Genomic DNA, 26484 nt, shown 5'->3' with positions numbered 1-26484 from the left:
AACATAGACGACGGGGGTGCATCTGATGCTTGATTTTTTGATTAACGATTTCCTGGGAACTCCTGCTATTTTAATTGGACTTTTTGCCTTAGCCGGTCTGCTTCTGCAAAAGAAAAACGCTGCGGATACCGTATCGGGCACACTGAAAACGGCAATGGGATTCGTCATTCTCAGCGCCGGGGCGGCGATTGTCTCAGATTCACTAGCCGTGTTCGGCAGCATGTTCGAAAAAGCATTCCACATTAAAGGCGTCGTACCAAATACAGATGCAATATCAGCCATTGCTCAAAAAACGTTTGGTACGGAAACAGCACTCATTATGATTTTCGGAATGATTGTTAACATATTGCTGGCGCGTCTTACGCCATTTAAATATATTTTCTTAACCGGCCATCATATTCTCTACATGGCTTCATTGATCTCCGCCGTGCTGATTACCGGCGGCATCAGCGGTGTTCCTCTCATTGCTGCGGGCGCCATTATTCTTGGGGGGCTGATGGTGCTGTCACCCGCCATCCTTCAGCCGTATACAAAAAAAATTACAGGAAGCGATGATCTCGCACTCGGCCATTTCGGTTCTGCCGGCTATTTTATTGCTGGATTCATCGGTAAACATGCGGGCAATCCATCTCATTCGACTGAGGATATCAAAGTTCCGAAATCATTAGGATTTCTGCGGGATACGTCAGTCTCCATTTCTTTAACGATGGCACTCCTTTTCTTTATTGTCGCTCCTTTCGCCGGAAAGGAGTATATTGAATCATCGTTGAGCGGCGGAAGCCATTTTCTCGTTTATTCCTTTATGCAGGCCATTACGTTCGCTGCTGGGGTATATGTCATCTTGGCGGGGGTTCGGATGGTAATCGCGGAAATTGTCCCTGCTTTTAAAGGCATCGCTGAGAAGCTAGCGAAAGGCGCCAAACCCGCCCTTGACTGTCCGACGGTTTTTCCTTTTGCGCCCAACGCTGTGATTATCGGATTTTTATCCAGCTTCCTGGCGGGTATTGTGTCCATTTTTCTTCTTCCAGTCTTCAGTCTCAGTGTTATTGTTCCGGGACTTGTACCGCATTTCTTTACAGGAGCGGCGGCGGGAGTTTACGGAAATGCAACCGGCGGAGTGCGGGGGGCTGTACTCGGTGCGTTTGCCAATGGCATTCTCATTTCTTTTCTGCCTGCGCTTCTGCTGCCGGTTCTTGGCTCGCTCGGATTTGAAGGCACGACTTACGGCGATTCAGACTTTGGCATTATCGGGATTCTTCTTGGCTGGATCATACAATTCTTCAATTAAAGTGAGGTATGCGTCATGAACCATTTATTTTCACCTTCTCTGATGTGTATGGATTTAACAAAATTCAACGAGCAGATCACCATTCTAAACAGCCGTGCCGATATGTATCATGTTGACATCATGGACGGCCATTTTGTCAAAAACATTACGCTGTCTCCATTTTTCATCAGCCAGCTCAGAACGATGACAGCTCTCCCGATTGATGCCCACCTGATGGTTGAAAGGCCGGAGGATTTTATCGATATGACAGCAGAGGCCGGTGCTGATTACATTAGCGTGCATGCCGAAACCATTAACCGTTCGGCATTTCGGCTAATACACAACATCAAAGATCATGGTTCAAAGGTCGGGATTGTATTGAACCCGGCCACTCCGCTAGAGTGGATCAGCCCTTATGTGCATTTGATTGATAAACTGACGATTATGACCGTTGATCCGGGTTTTGCCGGGCAGCCGTTTATCGCAGAAATGACTGGAAAAATCCGTGCGGCTAAAGAGTGGAGAGAAACAAATCATTATACGTATGCCATTGAAGTTGACGGCTCCTGTAATGAAAAAACCTTCCGCATGCTCGCGGAAGCTGGGAATGACATTTTTATCATCGGCAATTCAGGCCTCTTTGATCTCGATGAAAACACAGAAATCGCATGGGATAAAATGAAAAACATTTTTCAACAGCAGACACATCCTATAAAAATGCAACACCCGGAGTAATCCCCGGGTGTTTTTCTATGAAACATTTTTCTCCCACGAACGTATAAAGAGATGAGTTTAGGAGGGATTCGTATGACAGGCACTCATTTTTTAATTTTAATACTGATCACAGCTGCTTTCAGTACATCTTTTTATATTTTCGCCAGTAAACGCGGCATTCCCAAACCCCGTTGGTGGTATAAACCGGTGAACAGTATACAAGGGGTGCTGGAAATCGTTCTGCTCATTTTACTGGGATTTTCTCTTTTGCGTTTTCCGCCTGAGTATATGCTCATTTTATATCTTTTGGTCATTAATTGTTTACGCGCTCTTATGGAATGGAAATATGAGCGTGAAGAAAAACAATATGTACACTCATTATTTGGTGCGGCACTGTTTCTGGTCATTTTTATTTATATGAGTATGTTCTTCTTCGTATCTTAAATCCCAACAGCCGCTCCATCTCCCCTTGGATCGGCTCCTCCTTGGAGAAAGCCCTCCTCATCCACTGCGATTGCTGCGGCGTGACCCATCAGCGGGTCATATTCACTGACTGTCTCCACGAGATGGCCGCTTTCTTTTAGCATGTCGACCGTCTCCTCTGCGATTCTGTTCTCAACTCTGAGACCTTCATAATCCTCGCCCCACGTTCTGCCCCATACCCAGCGCGGTTCGCTGATTGCCTGCTGAGGATGCATTCCATAGTCCAGCATTCGGGTGATAATCGCGGTCTGAGTCTGCGGCTGGCCTTCGCCCCCTTGCGTACCGTACAGAATCTTCGGTTTCCCGTTCTTACAGACCATAGCCGGCATCAGCGTATGGAAACTGCGCTTTCTCGGCTCAAGTGTGTTGACATGATTTTCATCTAATGAGAAAAATGAGCCGCGATTCTGCATGAGAATACCTGTATCTCCGGCAGTAACAGCCGAGCCAAATTCAAAGTAAAGGCTTTGAATGAATGACACCGCGTTGCCATCCGAATCCATCACCGCAGCATAGGCGGTATCACTGCCTATCGGTCTGCTTTCCGCCGGTTCAGCTATATAACCGATTTCTTCCGCCAGCTGCTTGGCGTAGCTTTTGTCCAAAAGCCTTTCCAGCGGAATATCAGCAAACACCGGATCAGTCAGAACAGCATTCCGATCCAGAAAACTCTTTTTCAGTGCCTCCACGAGCACATGATAGTAGGTAAATGAACCATGTTCAATTTGGCTGAAATCATAGTTTTCCAGAATATTCAGCGTCAGTAAACCCGTAAAACCTTGAGAATTTGGGGGCGCCTGATAGACGGTGCACCCCCGGTAATCACAGGATATAGGCTCCATCCACTCACCCCTGTGTGCTGTAAAGTCATCAAGCGTCATATAGCTGCCATTATGCTGTAAATACGAGACAATCCGCTGAGCGATATCACCTTCATAAAATGCGCTTCTTCCTCTTTCAGCAATCATGTTCAGGCTGTTCCCAAGCTCTTTTTGCACAAACCGTTCACCGGGGACCGGTGCTTTGCCGTTATTGGTGAAGATATCAGCGGTGTGTGGTGTTGACGCCAGCAGTTCAAGATTCGCCGCTGTATGCCGGCACTGATCTGCTGATACAGGAAAACCATTTTCAGCATAATTGAGCGCAGGCTCCAATACGTCAGAAAGCGACATCCGTCCGTATGTCTTCAGGACGGCATCCCAGCTATCGACCATTCCCGGCACGGTAATTGCGCTGTCGATCCCCCGCAGCGGGATCTCATTTTTCTCCTTATACACATCTCTCGTCACATTTTTTCCTGAACGGCCGCTGCCATTGTACACTCTTACCGCCTTTGTTTTTTGATGAAAGGTCAGCCAAAAGGAATCTCCTCCAAGCCCCGTCATATGCGGATAGACAACCGCCAGACAAGCGCTCACGGCGACAGCGGCGTCAAATGCGTTTCCTCCCTTCTCCAGAATGCGGTTTCCCGCTTGTGATGCGAGGTAATGCGGACTGACGACCATTTGCTTAGTGCCGATAATAGATCTGTTCATCACAAGTCTCCTTTGCAAGAGATTTTCTTCAGTATAGAGAGCCTGAGTTTTCGCATCTACTGACCCGGAAGAAAAGCTGACGAACTTTCTCCTTTTCGTAAACATAAAAATATTTTCTCGTTCATTGTGAAAATAAATTTAAATTATGTCTTACGAAATGAAACTTATATGATAAAATATTGACTAAAAGTCAAACGAAAGCAGGTGGAACAAATGGGCAATGAATATCAAATCCCCAACCTTGTTCTTGATGAGATAGACAAACAGATCCTTACCATTTTGCATGAGGAAGGAAGGATTTCTTATACGGATCTTGGCAAAAGAGTCGATTTATCACGTGTTGCAGTTCAATCACGTATTAATCAGCTGATTGAAGCAGGCGTTATTGAAAAATTCACAGCGGTGATCAATCCAGCTAAAATCGGCATTCATGTATCCGTGTTTTTTAATGTCGAGGTAGAGCCGCAATTCCTGGAAGAAGTCGCTCTAAAGCTTGAAGAAGAACCCGCGGTCACAAGCCTTTATCACATGACTGGCCCGAGCAAGCTGCACATGCACGGAATCTTCGCGAATGATCAGGAAATGGAAGAGTTTTTAACGAAACGGCTGTATCCGCTTCAGGGTGTCGTCAGCGTTGATTGCCAAATGCTGATCAAACGGTACAAAAGCCGTATGGGAATGAAGCTGTAAAGGAGAGAAACTAATGAAAAACCACCCTTATCGGGATATGACGGCCGCAATGGTGCGCACCGGAATCTTAGGCTTCGGGGGCGGGCCATCGGTGATTCCGCTGATCCGCCATGAAGCGGTGAATAAATATAAATGGATAGATGATGATGAATTTGGAGAAATATTAGCCATCGCCAATGCACTCCCCGGACCGATCGCCACCAAGATGGCGGCATATCTGGGATTCAAACTAAAAGGCACGCTAGGCGCAATTGTCGCTACTCTTGCCCACATTCTGCCTACATGCCTTGCGATGGTTGCCTTATTTGCGGCTGTAAACGTCTTAAGCCACTCGGCGGTTGTCGCCGGCATGATTGGCGCCGTGACGCCGGTTATCGCCGTTATGCTCGGTATTATGGCATATGAGTTTGGACAAAAAGCGCTCAAAGGATTTGGCTGGGTCACCGGAATCCTGTTTTTTATCATCGCTTTTATCGGACTGCAATTGTTACAGATCAACCCCGGCATTGTCATTATCATATTCTTAGCCTACGGAGCATTTCATTTTAAACTGAAAGACAAAATCACAAATAAACATTCAAAAGATAAAGGAATGTCCGCCTCATGATCATTATGTTTTTATTCACAGCATTTTTTATCGCAAACGTTCTGGGATATGGCGGCGGCCCAGCCTCTATCCCGCTGATGTTTGAAGAAGTCGTAAACAGATACGGCTGGCTGTCAAACGACCAATTCTCTAACATGCTCGCACTTGCGAATGCATTGCCGGGCCCGATCGCAACCAAAATCGCCGCTTATGTCGGCTACAGCGCAGGCGGCTGGTCCGGCTTTCTGATTGCGCTGATCGCGACTGTTGTGCCGTCCGCGTTCGCGCTGATCGTCCTGCTGCGCATCATTCAGCGCTTTCGCCAATCCCCCGTGATCAAAGGCATGACGCTGTCTGTTCAGCCTGTTATCGCTGTCATGATGCTTATTCTCACTTGGCAAATCGGCGCAGACGGCATCAAAGCCATCGGCTGGATTCAATCCTTAGTGATTGCGGGCATTTCCCTCCTTTGCATGACAAAATTCAAACTGCATCCGGCTTTCCTGATTATCGCCGCATTTTTATATGGAGGGCTTGTAGTTCCTCATTTATAGAAAACAGCACCCTCAAAGGGTGCTTTTATTTTGGGCCAGAAATGCCATTTGTCATATAAATTGTTTCTTTGCCTGCATCATTTTTGATCACGTTTTTGATTTGCAGCGTGTTTCCTGACATTCTGGCAAATTGCTTCTCTTGAGACGAGTTTGTTTTGACGTGTATCCATTCCTCAGATCGCGGCATTTTCCAAGATAAATAGAATCCTAGAATAAGCATTCCAACAATGACGGACAACAGCAGCTTCACACGGCATCACTTCTTTTCAATAGCCTGCCCGCAGTTTCTATTGCCTGCTGATCAAATATAATATCGCCGGGACGATTGCCTTCTCCCAGCACATAGCCTTCAAATGACATTCCCATAAAATCAAAAATGTGACCAAACTGTTCTATCAGCGGCAGCCCCTTTATCTTTGGATTATCTCCTCCGGCTGCTATCACATATGCCTGTTTTGCCGACATTTGCTCTTTAAAATCAGGAAATCGCGGATCTCTCATCGTCTGTGACCAGCGATCAATGAACAGCTTTAACGTTCCTGACATGCTGAACCAATAAATGGGGGTGGCGAATACAAGAATATCGCACAGCAATACCCGCTCAATGATAGAATCGCAGTCATCTTGAACAGGACGAAAGCCGCCTTGAGCGTGACGCAGATCCTCAATCGGCTGGATCTGATATTTCCGCAAATGAATGTGCTCCGCACCGAATCCTTGAACAGCCTTCTCCGCAAGAATATCCGTATTTCCGCCAGGCCTCGTTCCGCCATTAATGACCGCAATTTTCATGATGCATCTGCTCCTTTGTTTACGAATGATTTTCTCCATCATATAATGGATTCATCAATCAATACAGATGATTATTTCGATTATTCCAATCGATAAAACCGATTTAGAAAGGACGAAAACAAATGGAATTGAAACAGCTGATCACATTTATTACGGCAGCAGAACATGTAAACTTCACCCTTACCGCCAAGATGCTTAACTATGCACAATCAAGCGTTACCTCTCAGATCAAATCACTTGAAGAAGAAATCGGGACTCCTTTATTTGAACGGCTCGGCAAGCGGCTCATCCTGACAGAAGCCGGCAAAACATTCAAATCCTATGCGGAAAAGATTATTGCGTTAACAGAAGAAGCAAAAATGGCCGCAAATCAAGTAAGAGAAACAACCGGAACCTTGAAAATCGGGGCGACGGAAAGCCAGTGCACATATCGCCTTCCCCCTATCATAAAAGAATTTAAACAGACTTTTCCTCAAGTAAAGCTCATATTCAAACCGTATATTTCCAACGAACAAGCGAAAGAACAGCTCTTACAGGGCCAGCTTGATATTACCTTCATTTTGGATGTGAACCGGATGGAAGACGCACTGCACGTTGAATCTCTGATTCAGGATGAGATCAAAATGGTAGCCGCCAATGACCATCCTTTTCCAGCAGACTCACCAGTAACATTGAAGGATCTTCAAAACGAAACCCTTCTCCTGACAGAAGACGGCTGCTCATACCGCACGCTCTTTGAGGACGCCTTACACGACGCCGGTGTCTACCCTAACAAATTAGAATTTGTCAGCATAGAAGCCATCAAACAATGCGTGATGGCCGGACTTGGAATTGGACTATTGCCTGAAATGACAGTAAAAGACGATATTGCCGAAGGCCGGATGAAAGAACTCCACTGGCAAAACGACTGCCCCGTTTTTACTCAACTAGCATGGCATAAGGACAAGTGGATGTCTGCACCATTAAAGGCTTTTATCGATTTGACGCGGAAAACATACAAATAAAACCTCTCTGCAAGGACGACAAGGTTTTTGATAAAACAGGAAAGCACACAGCATACAAAAAACACTTGATGGCTTAGAGCCCCAAGTGTTACCCGTAATTTTTCTGATAAAACGTTCGTAAGACATGTGTTTCAAGGTCAGCCAGGCGGACAGGAATCGGCAGCCTGCTTTCTTTATTAAGCAGGCTCATCGTGATTTGATAGCTGCTTTCTAAATCAATGTTATTTCCGCAAGACAAGAAGATAGGCTTCACATCCCGCCGCGTCCGCAGTGCCCGGCCATACACCTCGCCGTCAATGATAATATCTGTGTATGAACCGACTCCATTTTCAGGCATGACGAAATCACAGCTTCTGATTTTGAGATAGGTTTTCGCAATCCCAATTGTCGGCTTATTGAGAAAAAAAGCCGCATGGGTGGCAACGCCCATATGGTTGTAATGCAGATACCCGTTGCCATCAAACAAAAACACATCCGGTTCTGTCTCCAGCTTTTTGGCCGCCTCGATGATCAGCGGCAGCTCGCGAAACGCAAGGAAACCAGACACATACGGCACACTGATTTTCCCCATGCTGTGCACTTTTTCAATGACTTCTTTTGTATCAGCGTCAATGACGATGATACTGCACACTCCATACGGTTCTCCGTCCTGTTCCCAATAGGCAAGGTCGACGCCTGCGCAGGTTTTGATCGAGTCTGGGGTGATGGAGGGTGATAGGTTGATTTTATGTATAAGGGATTGTTGTGTTTGAACAAAATCCGATTCATCTTTTAAATGAAAATCGTGAATTTGATGTACTTTCATTTCACTTGTTTTCCTCTCTTTACTTCCTAAAATAGTCTTCTCTGTTCAATCATCCTGTAACCTTTTCTGCCTGCTCTTTCATTATCTATGTATCTGATGAAATATAAAAAAAGCTCTTTCCAACTTTTCAGTATCTAAAAATCATAGTTCCTTATCAGTCACATACCATTGAATGACTTGTTTGAAAATGACTCCTAAATATATCTTGAGCATAGGAAAGATGTATAACATGATGTTCTTCTTTTTTCTCAATGTTAGCTGATTTCACCATTACGAGGACATGTGTTGCCCCGTATCCCACATTATCTTTCCTTTCTGCACAAGGGGATGTATTCACCAAACTCAGGGAACACATCCCAGTTATTCTCTAGACTGTCGCTAGTATCACGTTCTTCGACTGAACCAGTCTTAAAATCTGTCTTCTCCATTACTATATGACCATCTTCACGGAAGCCTAAAATCAAACTGCTGATTTCAATCTCAGTTGCATCATCATATTCCCAATACATTGCTGTTCTTAAGAAGATCTTACCGTGGCTTATAACTTCAAAATCATAATTCAGATACTTACGATTCAGGTCATCATAAAAACCAACCGAAACCCATTCGTTTGTTACATTTACAATATACTTAGGTTTTTCATCTTCGATTAACACCGCAGTATATGGTTCATGATTTTGATGATGCAAATATGCGGTACGTTCATCAAGAATATTCCACGGCTGTTTTTTGATGTCCGACCATTCATCACAATAATAAACTTTCATCAATTAAACACCTTTTCATTAATAATCCTGTTTTCAGGGAATCACTTTTTAATCTGGTCGAATAAAAAGAACCAGTTTGTATATCAACCATTTTTTCCGATACTAGCAACTTTGTTTTAATATTTGTTGTTAATTTCTTTAACAAAAATAGATTCCAAAATGAAGCTTAACTCAATGATTTTACTGCACCTTACATCCTCTAGTGGATTGTCCCAATCTTCATTTTTTATAAGTTCAATGCCATAGCTTCCGGTTGGATCCCCTTCTGGGTACCACCCTACGTCAAGCAGCAAATTTTTTGTCTTATGAGAAATCTGTAAGAGATCTTGATTAAAGTCAAATAACCAAGCATCATCATTTGCTTCTAGAGACTCAGGATCAGTATCTTTTACTGTAATATAATCAACAGTCCAACCAGCTGGTATCTTTAGCCTTAAGAAATTGGGAATCTGTTGGGTTAGTGGCTTCAAATCCTCTAAACCCCCGCTTCCCACACTCCAGATTTGATATTCTAACTCTTCTAATAATTGTTCTATTTCATCAAAAGAGTCTTCTTCATAAATCTTATCCTTTTTTAAGCTACAATTTTGATATGATATTGATCACTTTCATAAATTACCTTAATTAAGGCGTTACGTTTTTCATTTTGCAGTATTAGTAATTCACATTTTTCTTCCATTATTTTTTCTGAATTTAAATTGTTCAGTACTACAGACCAGCCATCACAGATTTTTAATGGCTGTAATTGAGAAATATGATCTCTGTCCATCCCGCTTCTCCTTGTACTTCGTTGGCCTATCTTTAAAAAGCCTCATTATTGTAAAAAAACTTGCCTATGACAACACGGCAAGTTTTTAACTATAGCAACTCTAATACATCAGTAAACAAGGCATCTCCTAATGTTAATCTCCTGTTGAAAGGCTGTATATGTGGCAATTCACTCCACTCATACACAGTATCGTAGTAATCATACAAATAACTGAGTTCGATAAACCCTTTCTCATGCATTATTTTATTGATATAGTTCGTTCCCTGAATGAATTCTAAAGATTCAGCGGTTCCTTCAATATCATAAGCGCCGTCAATTAATTCGTGTCTAAGGGAATAGCTATAATTCAGTACATAAACAGGCACCAATTTAGATACTTTCATATTGATTTGCTGTTCTAGATGAAATCCATTTTCCCCAGAAAGATCTTGCAAATGGATATTGACTTCTCCTGAAGGATTGTTTAAAACTCTAACTTCAATTTTTTTCAAACCTTTTATTTGATTAAATTCATCAGGCACTTTTATTTTCTCTTCACATTTGTTCTTATACCATTCGTCTAATTCCCTATTCATAAATAGACGATGAAGCAACTCACCAATTTCAGGATATTCATTAATAAATCTGATTCCATGTTCCATAATAGTAACCATTCCATCCATTAATCCATTTGTTATTTAACTACTTCCACCAAGTAGTTGTTACTTGTTTTAAATGATATTCAATATATAAAATCACTTTTTTATAGTCGTCTGATGAAAATTCTTTAATAGACTCCTCCCAATCATTATTTTTGACTATTAAAACCAGATAGTTACCTTCAGGAGAAATGTCAGGAACCCAGCCTAAATCAAGCGTTATTGAGGATTGTTCATGATAAAGCTGCAACAAACTGTCTGTGAACAAAAACCAGGAATCATCATTCGGTTCTAAAGTTCTTGGATCTATTTCAACAAAATGATTATAATTCACTTTCCAACCTTGTGTTATTCTTAGGGGATGTATATTAGCTTTTGGAACATCTAATTTAATATGTTTTCTTACCATGAAGACCTCTGTTAGTAACTATTAATTTCCTAATCTATATTTATAAGGTTCAATGCTATAACTTCCGGTTTAAATTTCCTCCTGGGTACAACCCAAATAAATACACTAATCAATCATATCTTTAGGGGGTATAAAAGCGACTAATTGACCTTCAGGATATGTACCTTTCCATCCACAAGACCATCCGCCTGATTTATACACTTGAAACATCTTCTCAAAAAGATTGTCTTTAGTACCGTTTACTAGACGATTGATTGCACATTTATACAGATCTGACTCTACTTCTTCAGCAATATCCCAAAAATCCATAGGAATGAAATCTTCAGAATAGTTATCGTCAGAATTGAAAATATTCGACAATTCTTCATCTATTGTTTTTAAATGATCATTACTAAAAATTATATCAAGCAACTGTCCGCTTTCATTTGATTTTACATCTTGCCAAATTAGTTCAACTTCATCTGTATCTTGAGACCATGCTAATTGTTGCGCTACCTCAAAATCTTCTATAAGTGTAATATCCGATAAATTCCGATTATTATTCTTAAATAATTCTCCGTGCTTAATATAGTCAATTACCTCTTCCACTAAATCGCTATATTTACCGTAAGTACTCATTTATTTAACCACCTTTCCTATAATTCCTTTGTAGCTCCTCCTCCGTAACAAAGTTAATTTCTTTTACAAGGATAGCTTCGGTTCTGTACTCTTCAATGTCCGGCTTTAGCCAACTGCTTTCCTCTTCTCTATATTTATAAAATCTAAGGGTCGCAAAACCTTCATCAATACTTATAATCACAACAAATTTATGTTCAGGGAATTTTTCTTTTAAATGGTGTTCCCAACCATCCATTACCTGAAGCGCATAAAGTAATATTTCTTCATCGGACAAATCATTGTAGTCTAAATAATCGTTAATCCGGAGCTCATTACATGATGCTTCATACCCCGTTTTATCCCCATACATTTTTAAAATTCTATTCCAATTTATAGTTGAACTATCAGTAAACTCATCCTCTAGATCTAGAATAAAGCAATCGTCTACTTTAACTATATTAGGTGTAATAATATCCTTTAAATTAGATAGGTCAACTTTTTTTATATTGTTCATTAGTTGACTAGGTCTCCTCCTTTTAAAGTAATAATTCATTATTCATATAAACTTTCCGTTTCAATTCTCCAAAAGTTTCCATCCTTTATACAGTTGGAGTCTATCCTTTTCAATTCTTTTTTCAACCATTCAATTACATTTTCGGGAATATCGTTGTCGATAAAGGCATCCTCACCATTCATTTGAATAGCCTTGTCAATCATTTCTGAGAAAAGTAATATACATTCTGCAAATTGATTTATTGAAGAGTTAATAAATACTTCTTTATATTCATTACCCTTATCTAAATAAACGATGCTCTCGTTATTTTCAATGATACATACTGGATCTTCAGAACCGGTGGAGCCTAACAACCAATATTATCGGAATGCTTCAGGCATATCAAAAATACTTGTAATTGGTGTAAATGATGCTTGAGAGGAAATAAAATCTAAATATGGAGGAGGTGTTTCAGGTAAGCCTCCCAAAGATAAAAATTGTTTAAAATCCTCCGAAAAAGGAATCTCTATTAGATCATCATATGAAAACTTTAATAACGGACCATTTTTATTAATATCCCAGTTTCGATTAAATTCTTTAGGTAATAGCATATTGACACTTTAACTCCTTGCTGTTACTTGTTTTTCGGCTAATAGGTCTAATCCTCAATTAAATCAAAATAATATCATTATCATTGAGAAACTTTTTAAAAAAATCCTTTAATGATTCAGCTATTTGAGTATCAAAATAAAATACTGGACTGTTGATTAATTCCAATTCAATAGAAATATAAACACCTTCGTTTACTTTTTAAAAAAATAAGTTTATTTTCATCATCATAAAGTTCATCTAAATCTAGGTCGAATTCAAAACTCCTTCTCTTAGTCTGATTTGAGCTACAGCCCCAGGTCCCAATATTCTATTTATTGCATTATCACTATTACCTTTAATAAAACCATAACCGACTTCTAAATATGATTGTTTTAAATCATTGGGAATACCCATATTCATTCTTTGTTCAGCTTTGAATATAGCCTCTTCAGATATCTTATATGTTTTATTTTCTAAATGATTAATTAATTCAAATTAAGCCATATACTTTCCTGATGGTGCTCACTTCCCATGTTTAAGCTGTTCATAGTCATTACAATCTATAAAATTTAATAATTAATGCATGCACTTATAAAATTATTGTCCTCTTTTAAACTTACACATCAAAACGCAAAAAAGCACTTGTTGCCTTTCATAGACAATCAAGTGCTTTAAATTATATGTTTTTAAGCAGCGTAAATTTTGTAGGTCTTAGCTTGACTTTATGCTACCATATATACATCTGTCTATAAAAAACTGGAGTCCAATTGTATCTAACATTCGAGCTACACTTCATACCAGACATTTTTTAATATAAATGTTCTTAGTATATTACTTTTGTAACTTTAAACTAGAAATTAACTCATCTAGACTATTCGAAATCTCTTCAAACGAACCTCGTTCAAAATCCTCCAACTCAACTTTACCACTTACATTATTTAAAACAACTATCAAACCGTTCCCCTCTACACCTATGGGAATCTTATCAACCTTATTATGATTATTTTTATATCCTTCTAAATTACTTTCGAAGGAATCCAATTCAATATTTGGTAATACAGGTTCTAACCTAATATAATGATTACCAATAAATCCATCTAATTCAGCAAACCAAAAAGAATTAAAATAGTCATCAATCGAAGTGTGTAGTTTAATTCCAAATCTTTCTTCAATCGTCGTTAAATCATTCTTATTATTTTTTTCAATAGGCTTCCATGAAATTTCTTCTTCTTCATCCATTTCACCCTGATATATAAATGAATCAACTTCTTCATTATATGGCGTTTTAAATAAAAAATCTAATCCTTTATCAAAGTATTCTTTTCTTAAATTAAAATATTTTCTCATAACATCCTTCATTACCAAAATAATCACCCTTACTTTTCTAAGAATTTTTCTAATAGTTCAGCATATTTTTGGTCATTTCCCCAAACTCCTGCGTTTTTCTCAGCATTATGTATCCCTCCTAAACCTGGATGTAGTTTTGAGGGTACAGCCACAGCTTGACCTCCACCACCAATGTGATGATGTATTAAAGTGTCATTATATAATTCTTTTAAATCATATTGAGGAAAATGTTTTCTAAACGTTGGATTGTTTGTAGGTGAGAATCCTAATTCTATTTTTTGCCTATTTGACCTATTAAACGCTTCTGGGTACTTCTCTAACATCTCTTTCCAATAAAAATCTTTATCGCGTAACCAACCCTCTGCATTGGTGTTTTTTTGCCCTTTACCAACATAGGGCATCTCAACAGTTAACCGAGGATCTGCAGTATATTTAGCCTCTAGCTTACTTAACTCAGCACCACGATATGTTCTAATAGGATTATTAATATCACCTATCTTCTTAAGCGTTTCACCCGTACCCTTAATACCTTTACCACTACTAGCCATCTTCACAATTCCAAGATCCTTCACAGCCGTCTTTTCCACATCTACACGAACTGTCGGAATTCCGAACGTGAAGCCATCCGGAGTTACAGGGCGTTCTGCATACACGCGGACGTTGGTTGGGACTTTGAATTGTTTTACTTTTTCGAGTGTCTTGTTTGCTTTTTGGACTTTTGAATGGGTTGCAAGCGGGATGCCTTTATCAATATTTTTCGCCAATGCGCCTGCTCCAACTAAGCTTAGTGCAGCTTCCAGCGCCCCTTGCTTCCGCTTCTCCTCAGACACTTCGTTACCAAACATATTTCTTCCTGTGACAGCTTCTGAGAATCCGTTAGAAGCAACAAAGCCATATGCGCCCATTTCTGACATTTTGAGAATGTCTAAAGACTTGCCTGTTTTGTAGGCATCTAAAGCGTGTTCGGCCGCGATAGCTGCTTTTCCGGTTTTGTAGATCGCTTTTCCGCCTTTGAAGGCGCGGCCTGCCCAACCAACGACTGGGATGAATCCCGCGGCTGACGTGGCGCCGGCTGTGACGCGTTCGGCTTTGGAGAGTTTTTCTCGTGTGACAGGGTCGTAGTAAAGTCAAACAAGTTATTAGAAATAATAAAACAGAATAAACAATTCATTTATAAAAAAACCTTGAAAGACTTCAGTAGCCAATCAAGGTTTTTTATTCTTCTAACCATTTTCTCTTATAAGTCTAATCCTCTATTAAATCCATATAATACTTATCATTTTTCATAAGCTCTTTTAAAAACTCTTCTAATGAATCTGCAACTTTTATATCATCATAATATATTGAATTGTTTTGTTCATTGCCTAATTCAATTAGTAACAAAGCACTTTCATTTGCCTCAAAAAAAATCACTTTATCTTCTTCAAGTTCCTCATAAACTTCAATATCTGGATAAAATTCAAAGTCATTAACTTTTAATCTTGCGTCTCTAATTGAAGCAGGTCCAAGAATGCGATTAATTTATATTCTGATTTTTTCAGAAAGCCGTAGCCAACCTCAGAAGAAATTGTCTCAAATCATAAGGTAACCTTAAACCTAACTTATTTTCCATTTCTATAATTTCATTCTCGTTTACTGGATATAATATATTTTCTTTGTAATTTTTAACAAAATCATATTTCACAATTATTACCTCCTTTGAATAGTTCATTAGCAGGTGAACCCGTCCCATGAATACCAGATTGATGCTCATTAGGAAACTTAGCTGGGTGAATATTCCACCACTCATGTTCTCCCTCAAAACTGTTTTCGATAATATGGTGAGCATCATACTTATCGCCTTTTTTTCTCACCGGTTCACACTCCTGCTGTGACGCGTTTTGCGGTGGAGAGTTTTTCTCCTGTGACAGGTTCATAGCCCCACAGACATTTAAGTCATCTTAAACAGAAAATAACAATTCATTTGGAAAAAAACCTTGAAAGGCTTCACTAGCTAATCAAGGTCAATTAATTCTTCTAACTATCCCATTTTTAAGTCTAATCCTCAATTAAATCAATATAATATTCGTTTTCATTGAGGAACTTTTTAAAAAAATCCTCTAACGATTCAGCTATTTGAGTGTCAAAATAAAATATTAAATTATTTTCCAATTTTAAATCTATAGAAATATAAACACCCTCATTTACTTCAAAAAAAATAAGTTTATTTTCATCATCATAAAGTTCATCTAAATCTGGGTCAAACTCAAAAATTCCTTCTCTTAGTCTAATGTCGGCTACTGCCCCTGGCCCCAATATCCTATTAATTGCATTATCACTTTCACCTTTAATAAAACCATAACCGACTTCTAAATATAATTGTTTTAAATCATTGGGAATATCTACGTTCATTCTTTGTTCAGCTTTTAATATATCCTCTTCAGGTACCTTATATGTTTTATTTTCTAAATGATTTATAAATTCAAATTCAGACATATACTTTTTTTACCTCCTTGGAAAGCAAACATTTATTTTTTGTTCAGCTATTCCTGTTACATACAAAGAAGCACTTGATGCCTTAAGTGCAAATCAAGTGCTTGTCTTAACACCAATCCTATTCAATTGGCCCAATAAATTCAGTAATAATAAGAATATGTTCTCTTAATTTTTTTCTAGATTCTCTACTATTTCAGATCCACCTAAACCTAGTAAAGGAGTGTATCCGAAACATTCGTCATAATCAGGTTTACCGTATATTCTACTAGCTTCAGGATAAGGTTCCCACATTAATTCATCATTCATAAAATCATTATCCTTTAAATCATCAAAAAAGAAATCAAATCCAGATGAAACAACATGAACATGCCCTTTCCTAAATTAACGTATTTATCTTTTTCCCATACGTTTTCTATTCTATCATTGCACACAGTACTCCATGATGGTACAACCATCATGGAGTTTTTACTTTTAGCAGCCTATTTTAAATCGCAACATCCTGATAACCTACTTCAATTATTTTTTCATTTAATAGACGAAGCCCTAATCCATTTTCTGTATCCCATGAACAGTTAAATGTAATTCCAACATCTCGTCCTTCAAAAATATCCGCATATGGAATAACAATTCCATCTAAAGTTATCATTTCTAGTATTTGATCAGGTGTTTCAATTAATGGATAATTTTCATTTAATTCAATATCATAACCCAGTTCATGTCGCTTCTGTTTGTAATAGTCTAATATTGATTGCAATAAATTCGGCTGTAAATCCTCCCAATTCTGCATTAATGCTTGATATGCCATATACTGTTCTTCTTCAAACTCTCCATCTTCTTCACCATCTATCATCAAAGAGATCTCAGATTCTTTTCCAAAAAAACGAATAATGGTATCCTTAACCCAACCATACTCATATTCAAGTTCACCAAAAATTGGATCGTTTATAGCCATTTTATATCTCCTCTTTTGGTTTATTAGCAAACCCTCCAGGTTTAAAAGCTCCTGCGTTTATTTCTCCTACACCACCAAGGTGTCCGAATTCACTATTTATTTTTGTTGGCACAAGTTGCATTATTCTAACATCATTTAATTCATGCCATGTTAATTTATTTTTTTCTCGATATTTTTTTATATCTCTTGCACTAATTTTACCAGATTCCATCCCAAATTGACTTGCTAACTCAGATGAGTCATTAATATGGTTATCTAATTTTTGATCTGATTGAACAAAATTAGCTTGTCTGGCTTTCCCCCCATAAGTCCCTTTTCCTCCAAGCATTGATTTCAACTTGTGCTTTGCTATTGAATACCTTTTATACCATCCTCATCTAATATGCTTTTCAATTTAGGGTCTGGTGGAGGTTTAAGCGTGCTTAAAGATTCTCCCCTAACCCCTTCAAATTCAATATCTTTGGATTAAATCTATGAAGGTGTTTGATTAATCCTAGATTCATACTAACTAGCAAATTCAGATTGCCTAAAAGCAGGTGGAACTTCTACACCGTACCCTTACTACCTATACCACCACTAGCTTCTTCACAATCCCAAGATCCTTCACAGCCGTTTTTTTCACATCTACACGGACTATCGGGATTCCGAATGTCGAGCCATCCGAAGTTACAGGGCGTTCTGCCCTCCCGTTACATAAATTAATTTCCGTAATCGCTACGAGCGTTGTCGTTCTCGTGTGTAATTTTAAATCGAGTAGTAAGTGTGGTTGTAATTCTGTTAACCATCATGAGTTTTTGATTCTAAAAGTTATATTTTTTAACTAATAAAGTTCTTAAAGCCAAAAAACCTTGAATGGCATCTAGCCAATCAAGGTTTTTTTGTCTGCATCAGGAAATAGAAAACAGTTTATTCGGCACTCACCCCCACTAAAAAAGCCTTAAAAGAAAATAAAAATCTTTTAAGGCTTTTCATTACTAGAGGTTATTGACTTTGTCTTTATAAACTTTTAAAATTGTTGTGTTTAAATCACTGATTTCTGAGAAATGCCATTCAAACGTCGTTAGAATTCTATGAAGTTCAAATAACATTTTCTCTATTTCATCACCATCATTCTTATCCAATGAACCAAAATTGTTTAATATAATATCTAAATCTCTAGTTAACACCCTAAAATCCTCAAGGTTCTCGTACTGTTCATCTAAATCTTCTTTATTTACAATATTAATACTTGAATTAAGTTTATCTAGTATGTCCAATATTCCTTCTAACTTTTTATCCATATAAATTCCTCCACTTTTATTTCCATCCCTTAACTACTCGTCCAAGTGCTTTCTTAGTCTTGTCAGGGTTTAAAGTACCATCTAAATTCAATACGTATTTCACATTTCCCGTCTTATCTATTACTTCTAAATGGTCTTTGTGTAATGCGTCAAGATAAACTCCATAACCCTTTTTCAGATATTGGTTATCAGTTTTCTTTTCCACCTTATAAATTGATTGTCCATCGTACTTTACTTTTGATTTTGATAAGGAATTACTTATTTTTTTTCCAAATTCCATATCAAAAAACTCATTCATATTTGAAACAGGTTTAACAATACCCTTAATACCTTTACCACTACTAGCCATCTTCACAATTCCAAGATCCTTCACAGCCATCTTTTCCACATCTACACGAACTGTCGGAATTCCGAACGTGAAGCCATCCGGAGTTACAGGGCGTTCTGCATACACGCGGACGTTGGTTGGGACTTTGAATTGTTTTACTTTTTCTAGTGTCTTGTTAGCTTTTTGAACTTTTGAATGAGTTGCAAGCGGTATGCCTTTATCTACATGTTTCGCCAGTGCCCCTGCACCAACTAAACTCAAAGCCGCTTCCAACGCCCCCTGCTTCCGCTTCTCCTCAGACACTTCGGTACCAAACATATCTCGTCCAGTAACAGCTTCTGAGAATCCGTTAGAAGCAACAAGACCGTATGCGCCCATTTCTGACATTTTGAGAATGTCTAAAGACTTGCCTGTTTTGTAGGCATCTAAAGCGTGTTCGGCCGCGATAGCTGCTTTTCCGGTTTTGTAGATCGCTTTTCCGCCTTTGAAGGCGCGGCCTGCCCAGCCGACGACTGGGATGAATCCGGCTGCGGCCATAGCTCCTGCTGTCACACGTTCTGCGGCGGAGAGTTTTTCTCCGGTAACCGGATCAACGCCTTCGGTTGCCCTTTTATAATCATAATAGCCAGTGACTTCTCCAGTAAAGGTGCAAACTCCATCCCATGTTTTTTCGTACCACGGTTTGTTAGCTTCTTCCTCGGCTTTTTCCTGAAGCCGCCTTGCTTCTGCTTGCTGGGTCTTTGCATCGATATATGTTGTTCCCTGTTTTTCCACTTCAATGGCGCTTTTGTAGACTTCATTGCTGTGGAAGGCTTTTTTGTCATAGTACATAGGGGATGCGCTTTTCCCGTTGCTGGTGGCCTGCATAAGAACAGAATATTTGCTGAGCACTGCGTTGTCCAGAGATTCTAAATTTTGATATTCAGTGGTCAGGGATTCATCCAGCTTATCAACCGCCGTGATCGTGTCACGCCTGATTTTTTGGGCATCGCCCATCTTATCTGCATAGTCGTCAAGCGTGTACATGTCGAGATCCATAATATCGCTGATGCCTGACAAAATAGTATCGATTTCTGCTTTATGAGCGGAGACTATCTCTGAGGCTTTCAGGTCTCCATTGGGCAGCTCATGATCCAAAAATGAAGTCTCCACATATGAATCACTGAGTTCTTGATCTTTAATATCTCCCGAAATGCCGTTTAAAAACGCAATTTGAGCAGAGACAAGCGTCAGCCAGCTTTCAACGATTTCTGCCTGTCCCTGAAAAAAATCTTTGATATTGTCCGCGCCTTTTCCTTTAAAATTGTCGCCTAAATCCGCCACTTCCTGAAACGCTTTTTTCAGCGTGTTCAGCTGCTCTTCAAGCGTCTCATATTGCTTTTTTCTGCTCTTCGCTTCTTCGATTAAAGATTTTGATTCAAATACTTTACTCATCGCACTGCCCTTTCTGTTCTATTTTACCGCGATCGCCTCGTCCTGCTCTTTGAGTGAATCAACATTATCCTTTGTATCCTCGATATTTTTCTGTACCGCTTTTTTATAGTCTCCGAGCATGGTTTTGATGTTCTCCTCACGCTCATGATATTTTTTGGTATAATCGAGTTTGTTTTTCCCATTGGACCCCGCGGCGCCGATTGATACGTCAGCAAGCGCATCTTTGACAGAATCTAATGTTTTGATGACTGTGTCGTACTTCAGCTTAATTTCTGACATAAAAAAAGATCACCACCATTTTAGTTTACTAATTGTATTTCCGACTTCTTCCGCGAACTCTTCTCCCTTTTTAAGAAGATCTGCTGCACCATTTGCTACAAACAATTCCGATGCATATTTAGCTTTATCCCATTCAAGATCAAAAATTTTTCCGTTAATCGAAGCCATATACTCGTTATATTTATCATTCACAATCTTAGATGCTTCCGATTTCGCCTCTTCTCTTCCCTTGTCGAAATCATCCGCTTTTGTTCCTGTCCAATGCTTGCCCAATTCCGGTTTCACAATTTCTTTGATTTCAGTGATTGCCTCTTCTTGCAGTGTGTCTATGTCCTTTTTTGCTTTTTTCAGCTTTTCGATCTTGTCTTCCACGTCGGAAATTTTTCCGTTGAGCGAACTTTTGATATCCGCCAGCATACTTTCATAACCCATCTGTATCACCTCTTAATACTCAAAAAGTCGTATGGAGGGGCTGATGAAGATAGACTTTTCCATACTTTATTTCCATATATTATATTTTAAAATAGCCGGAAGGCGGCTTAAATAGGGTAAACGGCTTAATTTAGGCTTATAATGCTCTGAATACGGAGGTCTAAAGTCTCTTTTTTGTTCGTTATAAGATCAATGTGAGCGTTTTATATGGTGAGAAATTCTAAAGTCTTAGTCAAAAAGACACTTGAAAGAGGCAGATTTTGATGATCTGTTCATTTTCTCATGTGGTAAAATCTTGTAAGATCAAGAGGTGAAACGGAGGGATGACAATGAGTTTTTTCAGTCCGATGATGTTATGTTTCGTGGTTTTTCCTTTTCTGTCCTTCTTTGTATTTGGAATGGCAGGCACTTTATTGTTTAGAAAACACGGCTTTGGTCAATGCCTCTTACAGTGCTCTGCTTATTGGTCATATTTATGTTCTGTATTGACTCAGCCGCGCCTGATTTTATTGTTTGGCTTATTTCATTTCCGCTTCTGACGCTATTGGCGGCTGTGGTGACCCTTTGGATCAAAAGCTTGTATTAGCTGCAGTCCCCATTGTACAGAACGTTTGAAGAGTCTTTTCTCCTTAAATCATCAGGTGTGTTGAAAAAATTTGCGATGCCCACGTCACCCCACAACAAATCAATATCATCGTCTATATCAATTTATAAAAGCATGATGGGATGTTCTTTATACGCGTATCCCAACCGAAATAATCAAAGAATTCTTTTTTCCCCATGCCCGCGTATTGCTCAAACTGAAAATCTGTAGGCAGCACCCTCTAGTTTCAAACAATAGATAAACCTCAGCGAATATATCCATCGTATACAATAAAAGATGGATACAAAAAAAGACCGGCATCCCGCCAGTCTTTCCTTTACATCTATGACATCGCACCTGCCGGAACAACCGCTTTCCGGCCTACAGAATAGTATTCCACTCCGGCGGCGGCGGCCTCTTCTAATGAGTAGCAATTTCGGCCGTCAAAAATCAGCGGCTGCTCCATCAAATCTTGATAATCTGCTAATGAAAATTGTTTAATCTCATCCCAGTCCGTTAAAATCATGACGGCGTCTGCCCCCTTAACGGCTTCCGCAATCGTTTTTTTGTATTCCACATCCTGCGGCAAAATATGCTTCGCATGGCTGACGGCAATGGGATCGAAGGCTTTGATATGGGCGTCTAGTGCGGCGAGGCGGTTAGCGATGACAATCGACGGCGCGTCTCTCATATCGTCCGTGTTCGGTTTAAATGACAGCCCCAAAAGGGTGATCGTTTTTCCCGTCACTCCGCCAAGCCTGTTCAGCGCTTTATCAACCAGCATCGCCTGCTGATTGTTGTTGACCCTGATGACCGATTTCAGCAGCTCAAAATCATGCTCGACATTGCCCGCAATTTGCACGAGGGCGTTCGTATCCTTTGGGAAACAAGAGCCGCCGTAGCCAATGCCCGCTTTTAAAAACTGGCTCCCGATCCGCTTATCCTGTCCCATGCCGTACGCGACAGATTCAATATCAGCGCCGACCTTTTCACATATATTTGAAATTTCATTTATAAAACTGATCTTAGTGGCCAGAAAGGCATTTGAGGCATATTTGATCATCTCGGCGCTTCTGATATCCGTTTGGTAAACCGGGATATCGAGCGGAAGAAAGAGCTCTTCCAGTTTTCTGGCGGTGTCCTGATCGCCTGTTCCGATCACAATCCTGTCTCCATGAAACGTGTCATGGATGGCTGACCCTTCACGTAAAAATTCCGGGTTGGATGCGATCGATATACTGACAGGCTCCGCAAGATGTTTGGTAATCAGCTCGTAAATCCAATCATTTGTTCCGACAGGCACTGTGCTTTTCGTTACGACGATCGCATCTCGCGTCACGTGCCGGGCAATACGCTTGGCCACATCTGTAATATGCTCCAGATTCGCATGTCCGTCGTTTTTTTGCGGTGTGCCGACCGCTATAAAAATAATCTCTGCCTGGTCTAAGCCTTTCTCGTAGCTCGTTTCAAAGCTCAGCCGCCCATCAGCTATATTTTTTCTCATCAGCTCTTCAAGACCCGGCTCAAATATAGGGGAAATCCCTTTTCTCATTTCTTCAATCTTGTGAGCGTTAATATCAATGCAAGTTACATGATGGCCAATCTCAGAAAGAGAAACACCTGTCACAAGACCGACATAGCCTGTTCCGATGACTGTTATATTCATTGTTTCCCTCCAACAGTTAAATTGCTGCTTTACAGCTTCCGTATTATCGTATGAGAATATCCTGACATGAATGCGGATGATCTCCCGGAAACAGCCTGTACAGATTTCTGAAATATGATTCAATCATACAATATACTATTATATCGTTCTCACAAAGAAAGTGGGGAAATGAGAATTGCAGATCAAAAGAGCCCGAATCGTTTTCTTCTTTTGACCGGCTTCGGTGCCTGCCTGTAAATCGCATGATTTTGCAGAAGAAGCTCAGCATTTTCTGTCAGCATATAAGAATATTCCGTACCGAATTTTTTCTCAAGAACACGGAGAGCCTCCTGATAGCGAAAGTCTCTTGTTTTCAGATTATGAGCATCTGAGGCTAAGAAGTGTATCAGATTGGCTTCAGCCAGCCGCAGCGAAAATGCTTTCATCTGTTTCCCGAAAACTCCTGCGAGGCTTCCGGTTGTCAACTGAGATGCCGCTCCTTTTTCTATAAGATGATACAGCAAGGACGGATTTTCGCGAATTTCGCTATTGCGTTCGGGATGCGCGACAACCGGAACGTATCCTTTCAGCTGCAAATCATAAAAGAGCTGCTCGGCATATCGCGGAACATGATCAAACGGAAACTCAATCAGGATATATTTCGTGTCATTCAGTGACAGCAGCAGCCCTTCATCCAAATCCCGTTTCAAGTCCCCGTAGATTCTGATTTCCTGTCCCGGCAGTACGGTGAGCGGGATTTCCTCTTTCATTAAACGTTTGTTTAACAGGTCTGCCGCTTCTCTGACAGCGATTTGCTCGTTTTCATATGAACCATTCTTATGATGCGGGGTTGCAATGATGGTTCTGATTCCCTCACGAACAGCCGCCCTGGCCATTTCGATGCTGTCGTCCAAGTGCCTTGCCCCGTCATCCATTGACGGGAGGATGTGGCAGTGAATATCAATCATTTCTAAGCCTCCTTTTTTCGCAAAAATAAATAACGGGCAGTATGCACGTTATTTATCTTTGTATGAAATTGTCTTCATGTCCGTAGTATCCGTAGTCAGAGTGCTTCGAGCGTTTCTTGCCGTTCATAATGGCTCCGAGGAGCTTGCTGTTGCACGAATCGAGCGCCTCTTTTGCTTTTGCGGCTTTTTCTTTTTCCGTCTTTCCGCTTGAAATAACCAAAACGGAACCGTCTGCGACGTTCCCTAAAATTTGCGCGTCTGCTACAGGGAGAATAGGCGGCGTATCGAAAATCACCATGTCATAGGCCGCACACGCTTCATCCGCAAGCTCCTCCATCCACTTGGAGGAAAGCAGCTCGGCCGGATTCGGCGGGATCGGGCCGCTCGTCAACACATCAAGATTTTGTTCCTGAGACGTTTGCACAGCCTGTTTCAGTGAGGATTTTTTCAGTAAAACGGATGTTAAGCCTGTCATATTTTCTAGTTGAAACGTGGTATGTACTGTAGGTTTTCGCAAATCTGCATCGATGAGCAAAACCTTTTTTCCCTGCTGTGCAAATACAACAGCAAGGTTAGCAGCTGTGGTAGACTTCCCTTCTTCAGGGCACGCCGAAGTGATCATCACAGATTTCATTTGGCGGTCCACTGAAGAAAACTCTATATTTGTTCGAATCGTTCGATATTGTTCTGAATTTAAGGATTTCGGCTCTGTCAGCGCAATGACATTTTTGCGACTCCATGAGCCCTTGCTTTTTCTAAGCGCCAAAATGTCCACTCCCCGCTTTATCAGATTGAATGCCTTTTAAGCTCTTCGCTGTTTTCTGTTCATTCGCAATGGTGGAAACCGTCCCTAATACCGGTATGTCCAGCAACGTTTCGAGCTGCTCTTCCGATTTGATCGTATTATCCAAATGCTCAAGCAGGAAGGCCAGTCCGATGCTTCCTGCCAATCCTGCCGCAAACGCGATGGCGATGTTGAGCAGCGGTTTTGGCGATACAGGCGACGGATGTCCAGAAACCTCAGCTTTTGACAGAATGCTTACGTTATCAACATTCATAATCGAAGTGATTTTGTCTTTAAAGACAGATGCGACAGTGTTGGCAATGTGAGCCGCTGTTTCCGCGCTCCCGTCTCTGACAGAAATATTGACCACTTGGGAATCCTGCTCGCTGGAAACAGTAATTTTTTCATTCAGCTCTTGGGATGTCATCGACAAGCCCATCTCTTTAATCACTTCGTCTAAGATAGCAGGGCTCTTAATGATGACATTGTACGTATTGATTAATTGAAGATTGGTTTGGACATCGTTAAATTGGACTTCTTTTTGGTCGTTTTTCGATTGATTGACCAAGATCTGAGTTGAATTTTCATAGATGGGTGTAAGTGCGAAGAAACTGATGAATCCGCCGGCAGCAGTCGCAGCTGCGGTGACAATCATAATCATAAGTATGCGTTTCCTTAACGTTGATAGTATGTCTTTTAAACTAGTAGATTCTCCCATGATACCTCCAAATCAGCTTATAACATCCTTTTCCATACGATTATACAACGTTAAAACAGCATTTCTCCATCTTTTCACGTGACAATATTCGACAAAAATTTACAAAAATAGTTTTTCAGCTTCTATCATGTAAGCGCTCTATTTATTGTCTTGCCAGAGCTGAATCTTTTTCCCCTTCCGGTCATTATTCAGAAAAAAATCCCGCCAAAAACCTGCGGGATTTTTATGTTGCGTATCCATTTTTAATATGAGAAATCAAATTTTCAAGCATTTCCTTTGTGGTCATCTCAGATGACTGCTCACCAATATCATGTGCATGCATCAAAATTTTCAGAAATTCTTCTTGATTCAATTTCTTTTCACTCATTATTTTATTCCTTTCAGCTTCCATTAAGTTGAAAACACGATTATTATATGATGCTGGCTCTCGTTTTGCAATCTCTAATACATCATTCGACACATCCCATTTTTTATGTCCTATTTTAGGAAAAACTTTTTCATGCCGCTGTGTTGCGATATAATAGAGAAATTGGATCTTTTTATTACGTGACTCGGTTAGGAGCGA

General features: G+C 40.1%; 30 protein-coding genes and 7 pseudogenes. 7 read left to right on the top strand and 30 right to left on the bottom strand.

All coding sequences use genetic code 11. From position 1 onward, the window contains the following. Nucleotides 1-25 precede the first annotated feature (25 nt). The 3 genes from M1D69_RS03015 to M1D69_RS03005 all read left to right on the top strand — a co-directional run bounded on the left by M1D69_RS03015 (nt 26) and on the right by M1D69_RS03005 (nt 2425). A complete protein-coding gene (locus tag M1D69_RS03015; RefSeq protein WP_458104627.1) occupies nt 26-1288 on the top strand; it encodes a PTS ascorbate transporter subunit IIC in 1263 nt (420 codons plus the stop codon). 15 nt (nt 1289-1303) lie between these two features. After that, entirely contained in the window at nt 1304-2002 is a 699-nt protein-coding gene (gene alsE / locus M1D69_RS03010; protein WP_458104628.1) for a D-allulose 6-phosphate 3-epimerase, read from the top strand. A 72-nt stretch (nt 2003-2074) separates the two neighbouring features. Further along, the gene (locus M1D69_RS03005) at nt 2075-2425 is read left to right on the top strand and encodes a DUF4181 domain-containing protein (protein WP_458104629.1); all 351 of its coding nucleotides are present in this window, start codon (nt 2075-2077) and stop codon (nt 2423-2425) included. Here M1D69_RS03005 and ggt read toward each other — a convergent pair. After that, nucleotides 2422-3999, bottom strand: coding sequence for a gamma-glutamyltransferase (gene ggt, locus M1D69_RS03000; protein ID WP_458104630.1), 1578 nt, complete (start codon nt 3997-3999; stop codon nt 2422-2424). The two genes, M1D69_RS03005 and ggt, sit on opposite strands and share 4 nt — an antisense overlap. 213 nt (nt 4000-4212) lie before the next feature. On the opposite strand from ggt, the gene chrS reads away from it, so the two are divergent. Genes chrS through M1D69_RS02985 form a run of 3 tightly spaced genes read left to right on the top strand, consistent with a single transcriptional unit; the run spans nt 4213 to nt 5829 of the window. After that, a complete protein-coding gene (gene chrS, locus M1D69_RS02995) occupies nt 4213-4689 on the top strand; it encodes a chromate efflux transcriptional regulator ChrS (protein WP_024123092.1) in 477 nt (158 codons plus the stop codon). Between the two features lie 13 nt (nt 4690-4702). Then, nucleotides 4703-5296 (top strand): chromate efflux transporter subunit ChrB, encoded by a 594-nt coding sequence (chrB, locus tag M1D69_RS02990; RefSeq protein ID WP_024123093.1) that lies wholly within the window; start codon nt 4703-4705, stop codon nt 5294-5296. Next, on the top strand, nt 5293-5829 hold the full coding sequence (locus M1D69_RS02985) for a chromate transporter (protein WP_044159616.1): 537 nt from the start codon (nt 5293-5295) through the stop codon (nt 5827-5829). The genes chrB and M1D69_RS02985 overlap by 4 nt, the downstream gene beginning before the upstream one ends. 25 nt (nt 5830-5854) lie before the next feature. On the opposite strand, the gene M1D69_RS02980 is transcribed toward M1D69_RS02985, so the two are convergent. Both M1D69_RS02980 and M1D69_RS02975 read right to left on the bottom strand, forming a co-directional pair. Beyond that, the gene (locus M1D69_RS02980) at nt 5855-6079 is read right to left on the bottom strand and encodes a hypothetical protein (protein WP_458104631.1); all 225 of its coding nucleotides are present in this window, start codon (nt 6077-6079) and stop codon (nt 5855-5857) included. Further along, on the bottom strand, nt 6076-6621 hold the full coding sequence (locus M1D69_RS02975) for a flavodoxin family protein (protein ID WP_458104632.1): 546 nt from the start codon (nt 6619-6621) through the stop codon (nt 6076-6078). Before M1D69_RS02975 ends, M1D69_RS02980 begins: the two co-directional genes overlap by 4 nt. A gap of 122 nt (nt 6622-6743) precedes the next feature. Between M1D69_RS02975 and M1D69_RS02970 the strand changes: the two genes are divergently transcribed. Continuing rightward, nucleotides 6744-7625, top strand: coding sequence for a LysR family transcriptional regulator (locus M1D69_RS02970; protein ID WP_458104633.1), 882 nt, complete (start codon nt 6744-6746; stop codon nt 7623-7625). Between the two features lie 88 nt (nt 7626-7713). On the opposite strand, the gene M1D69_RS02965 is transcribed toward M1D69_RS02970, so the two are convergent. The 27 genes and pseudogenes from M1D69_RS02965 to M1D69_RS02835 form a co-directional block, all read right to left on the bottom strand. After that, entirely contained in the window at nt 7714-8430 is a 717-nt protein-coding gene (locus tag M1D69_RS02965) for an endonuclease V (RefSeq protein ID WP_458104634.1), read from the bottom strand. A gap of 302 nt (nt 8431-8732) precedes the next feature. Continuing rightward, a complete protein-coding gene (locus M1D69_RS02960; RefSeq protein WP_010332149.1) occupies nt 8733-9197 on the bottom strand; it encodes a hypothetical protein in 465 nt (154 codons plus the stop codon). A 116-nt stretch (nt 9198-9313) separates the two neighbouring features. Next, nucleotides 9314-9966: pseudogene (locus tag M1D69_RS02955) on the bottom strand (hypothetical protein). Nucleotides 9967-10055: 89 nt separating this feature from the next. Then, nucleotides 10056-10607: a hypothetical protein gene (locus tag M1D69_RS02950; RefSeq protein WP_458104635.1), complete on the bottom strand. Its 552-nt coding sequence runs from the start codon at nt 10605-10607 to the stop codon at nt 10056-10058. A gap of 40 nt (nt 10608-10647) precedes the next feature. Further along, the gene (locus tag M1D69_RS02945) at nt 10648-11013 is read right to left on the bottom strand and encodes a hypothetical protein (RefSeq protein ID WP_458104636.1); all 366 of its coding nucleotides are present in this window, start codon (nt 11011-11013) and stop codon (nt 10648-10650) included. A 105-nt stretch (nt 11014-11118) separates the two neighbouring features. Next, nucleotides 11119-11631, bottom strand: a complete 513-nt coding sequence (locus tag M1D69_RS02940; RefSeq protein WP_458104637.1) for a cytoplasmic protein — start codon at nt 11629-11631, stop codon at nt 11119-11121. Nucleotides 11632-11635: 4 nt separating this feature from the next. Beyond that, nucleotides 11636-12124, bottom strand: coding sequence for a hypothetical protein (locus M1D69_RS02935; protein WP_458104638.1), 489 nt, complete (start codon nt 12122-12124; stop codon nt 11636-11638). A gap of 38 nt (nt 12125-12162) precedes the next feature. Next, nucleotides 12163-12714, bottom strand: a pseudogene (locus M1D69_RS02930) (SUKH-4 family immunity protein). Between the two features lie 244 nt (nt 12715-12958). Continuing rightward, nucleotides 12959-13108 carry a hypothetical protein gene (locus tag M1D69_RS02925; RefSeq protein WP_458110429.1) on the bottom strand — a complete coding sequence of 50 codons (150 nt, stop codon included), beginning with the start codon at nt 13106-13108 and terminating at the stop codon, nt 12959-12961. Nucleotides 13109-13525: 417 nt separating this feature from the next. Continuing rightward, nucleotides 13526-14041 (bottom strand): SecY-interacting protein Syd, encoded by a 516-nt coding sequence (locus M1D69_RS02920; protein ID WP_458106216.1) that lies wholly within the window; start codon nt 14039-14041, stop codon nt 13526-13528. A gap of 29 nt (nt 14042-14070) precedes the next feature. Next, nucleotides 14071-15159: pseudogene (locus M1D69_RS02915) on the bottom strand (T7SS effector LXG polymorphic toxin); the annotation flags it as partial. Nucleotides 15160-15286: 127 nt separating this feature from the next. Further along, nucleotides 15287-15725, bottom strand: a pseudogene (locus M1D69_RS02910) (SMI1/KNR4 family protein). Then, a pseudogene (locus M1D69_RS02905) lies at nt 15715-15894 on the bottom strand (hypothetical protein); the annotation flags it as partial. The pseudogenes M1D69_RS02905 and M1D69_RS02910, both read right to left, overlap by 11 nt. A gap of 184 nt (nt 15895-16078) precedes the next feature. After that, a complete protein-coding gene (locus tag M1D69_RS02900; RefSeq protein WP_458104640.1) occupies nt 16079-16516 on the bottom strand; it encodes an SMI1/KNR4 family protein in 438 nt (145 codons plus the stop codon). A gap of 165 nt (nt 16517-16681) precedes the next feature. Then, nucleotides 16682-16822 (bottom strand): T6SS immunity protein Tdi1 domain-containing protein, encoded by a 141-nt coding sequence (locus M1D69_RS02895; RefSeq protein WP_458104641.1) that lies wholly within the window; start codon nt 16820-16822, stop codon nt 16682-16684. A gap of 178 nt (nt 16823-17000) precedes the next feature. Then, on the bottom strand, nt 17001-17468 hold the full coding sequence (locus tag M1D69_RS02890) for a DUF6985 domain-containing protein (RefSeq protein WP_458104642.1): 468 nt from the start codon (nt 17466-17468) through the stop codon (nt 17001-17003). Nucleotide 17469: 1 nt separating this feature from the next. Continuing rightward, nucleotides 17470-18150: pseudogene (locus tag M1D69_RS02885) on the bottom strand (HNH endonuclease); the annotation flags it as partial. 292 nt (nt 18151-18442) lie between these two features. Beyond that, on the bottom strand, nt 18443-18748 hold the full coding sequence (locus M1D69_RS02880) for a hypothetical protein (protein ID WP_458104643.1): 306 nt from the start codon (nt 18746-18748) through the stop codon (nt 18443-18445). Between the two features lie 16 nt (nt 18749-18764). Continuing rightward, nucleotides 18765-20510 carry a ribonuclease YeeF family protein gene (locus M1D69_RS02875; RefSeq protein ID WP_458104644.1) on the bottom strand — a complete coding sequence of 582 codons (1746 nt, stop codon included), beginning with the start codon at nt 20508-20510 and terminating at the stop codon, nt 18765-18767. Between the two features lie 18 nt (nt 20511-20528). Next, nucleotides 20529-20789, bottom strand: a complete 261-nt coding sequence (locus M1D69_RS02870) for a YwqI/YxiC family protein (RefSeq protein WP_003227825.1) — start codon at nt 20787-20789, stop codon at nt 20529-20531. A 9-nt stretch (nt 20790-20798) separates the two neighbouring features. Beyond that, nucleotides 20799-21221, bottom strand: coding sequence for a YwqH-like family protein (locus tag M1D69_RS02865; RefSeq protein WP_458104645.1), 423 nt, complete (start codon nt 21219-21221; stop codon nt 20799-20801). Between the two features lie 582 nt (nt 21222-21803). Further along, nucleotides 21804-22042, bottom strand: a pseudogene (locus M1D69_RS02860) (DUF1963 domain-containing protein); the annotation flags it as partial. A 105-nt stretch (nt 22043-22147) separates the two neighbouring features. Further along, nucleotides 22148-23470, bottom strand: coding sequence for a UDP-glucose dehydrogenase family protein (locus M1D69_RS02855; protein WP_458104646.1), 1323 nt, complete (start codon nt 23468-23470; stop codon nt 22148-22150). 182 nt (nt 23471-23652) lie between these two features. Next, complete coding sequence (locus M1D69_RS02850; protein WP_458104647.1) at nt 23653-24417, bottom strand: tyrosine-protein phosphatase; 765 nt, start codon at nt 24415-24417, stop codon at nt 23653-23655. A gap of 52 nt (nt 24418-24469) precedes the next feature. Beyond that, nucleotides 24470-25183, bottom strand: a complete 714-nt coding sequence (locus M1D69_RS02845; RefSeq protein WP_458104648.1) for a CpsD/CapB family tyrosine-protein kinase — start codon at nt 25181-25183, stop codon at nt 24470-24472. Next, a complete protein-coding gene (locus M1D69_RS02840) occupies nt 25173-25919 on the bottom strand; it encodes a YveK family protein (RefSeq protein WP_458104649.1) in 747 nt (248 codons plus the stop codon). Before M1D69_RS02840 ends, M1D69_RS02845 begins: the two co-directional genes overlap by 11 nt. Nucleotides 25920-26142: 223 nt before the next feature. Then, nucleotides 26143-26286, bottom strand: coding sequence for a hypothetical protein (locus M1D69_RS02835; protein ID WP_010332161.1), 144 nt, complete (start codon nt 26284-26286; stop codon nt 26143-26145). Nucleotides 26287-26484: the final 198 nt, after the last annotated feature.

The sequence above is a fragment of the Bacillus sp. PK3-037 genome, assembly GCF_054161355.1.
This window is presented reverse-complemented; position numbering and strand designations above follow the sequence as displayed.

Coding starts and splice junctions, on each gene's coding strand:
- M1D69_RS03015 (WP_458104627.1), top strand. CDS start 26: ATGCTTGATTTTTTGATTAACGATTTCCTGGGAACTCCTGCTATTTTA.
- alsE (WP_458104628.1), top strand. CDS start 1,304: ATGAACCATTTATTTTCACCTTCTCTGATGTGTATGGATTTAACAAAA.
- M1D69_RS03005 (WP_458104629.1), top strand. CDS start 2,075: ATGACAGGCACTCATTTTTTAATTTTAATACTGATCACAGCTGCTTTC.
- ggt (WP_458104630.1), bottom strand. CDS start 3,999: ATGAACAGATCTATTATCGGCACTAAGCAAATGGTCGTCAGTCCGCAT.
- chrS (WP_024123092.1), top strand. CDS start 4,213: ATGGGCAATGAATATCAAATCCCCAACCTTGTTCTTGATGAGATAGAC.
- chrB (WP_024123093.1), top strand. CDS start 4,703: ATGAAAAACCACCCTTATCGGGATATGACGGCCGCAATGGTGCGCACC.
- M1D69_RS02985 (WP_044159616.1), top strand. CDS start 5,293: ATGATCATTATGTTTTTATTCACAGCATTTTTTATCGCAAACGTTCTG.
- M1D69_RS02975 (WP_458104632.1), bottom strand. CDS start 6,621: ATGAAAATTGCGGTCATTAATGGCGGAACGAGGCCTGGCGGAAATACG.
- M1D69_RS02970 (WP_458104633.1), top strand. CDS start 6,744: ATGGAATTGAAACAGCTGATCACATTTATTACGGCAGCAGAACATGTA.
- M1D69_RS02965 (WP_458104634.1), bottom strand. CDS start 8,430: ATGAAAGTACATCAAATTCACGATTTTCATTTAAAAGATGAATCGGAT.
- M1D69_RS02960 (WP_010332149.1), bottom strand. CDS start 9,197: ATGAAAGTTTATTATTGTGATGAATGGTCGGACATCAAAAAACAGCCG.
- M1D69_RS02950 (WP_458104635.1), bottom strand. CDS start 10,607: ATGGAACATGGAATCAGATTTATTAATGAATATCCTGAAATTGGTGAG.
- M1D69_RS02945 (WP_458104636.1), bottom strand. CDS start 11,013: ATGGTAAGAAAACATATTAAATTAGATGTTCCAAAAGCTAATATACAT.
- M1D69_RS02940 (WP_458104637.1), bottom strand. CDS start 11,631: ATGAGTACTTACGGTAAATATAGCGATTTAGTGGAAGAGGTAATTGAC.
- M1D69_RS02935 (WP_458104638.1), bottom strand. CDS start 12,124: ATGAACAATATAAAAAAAGTTGACCTATCTAATTTAAAGGATATTATT.
- M1D69_RS02925 (WP_458110429.1), bottom strand. CDS start 13,108: ATGGGTATTCCCAATGATTTAAAACAATCATATTTAGAAGTCGGTTAT.
- M1D69_RS02920 (WP_458106216.1), bottom strand. CDS start 14,041: ATGAGAAAATATTTTAATTTAAGAAAAGAATACTTTGATAAAGGATTA.
- M1D69_RS02900 (WP_458104640.1), bottom strand. CDS start 16,516: ATGTCTGAATTTGAATTTATAAATCATTTAGAAAATAAAACATATAAG.
- M1D69_RS02895 (WP_458104641.1), bottom strand. CDS start 16,822: ATGAATGATGAATTAATGTGGGAACCTTATCCTGAAGCTAGTAGAATA.
- M1D69_RS02890 (WP_458104642.1), bottom strand. CDS start 17,468: ATGGCTATAAACGATCCAATTTTTGGTGAACTTGAATATGAGTATGGT.
- M1D69_RS02880 (WP_458104643.1), bottom strand. CDS start 18,748: ATGGATAAAAAGTTAGAAGGAATATTGGACATACTAGATAAACTTAAT.
- M1D69_RS02875 (WP_458104644.1), bottom strand. CDS start 20,510: ATGAGTAAAGTATTTGAATCAAAATCTTTAATCGAAGAAGCGAAGAGC.
- M1D69_RS02870 (WP_003227825.1), bottom strand. CDS start 20,789: ATGTCAGAAATTAAGCTGAAGTACGACACAGTCATCAAAACATTAGAT.
- M1D69_RS02865 (WP_458104645.1), bottom strand. CDS start 21,221: ATGGGTTATGAAAGTATGCTGGCGGATATCAAAAGTTCGCTCAACGGA.
- M1D69_RS02855 (WP_458104646.1), bottom strand. CDS start 23,470: ATGAATATAACAGTCATCGGAACAGGCTATGTCGGTCTTGTGACAGGT.
- M1D69_RS02850 (WP_458104647.1), bottom strand. CDS start 24,417: ATGATTGATATTCACTGCCACATCCTCCCGTCAATGGATGACGGGGCA.
- M1D69_RS02840 (WP_458104649.1), bottom strand. CDS start 25,919: ATGGGAGAATCTACTAGTTTAAAAGACATACTATCAACGTTAAGGAAA.
- M1D69_RS02835 (WP_010332161.1), bottom strand. CDS start 26,286: ATGAGTGAAAAGAAATTGAATCAAGAAGAATTTCTGAAAATTTTGATG.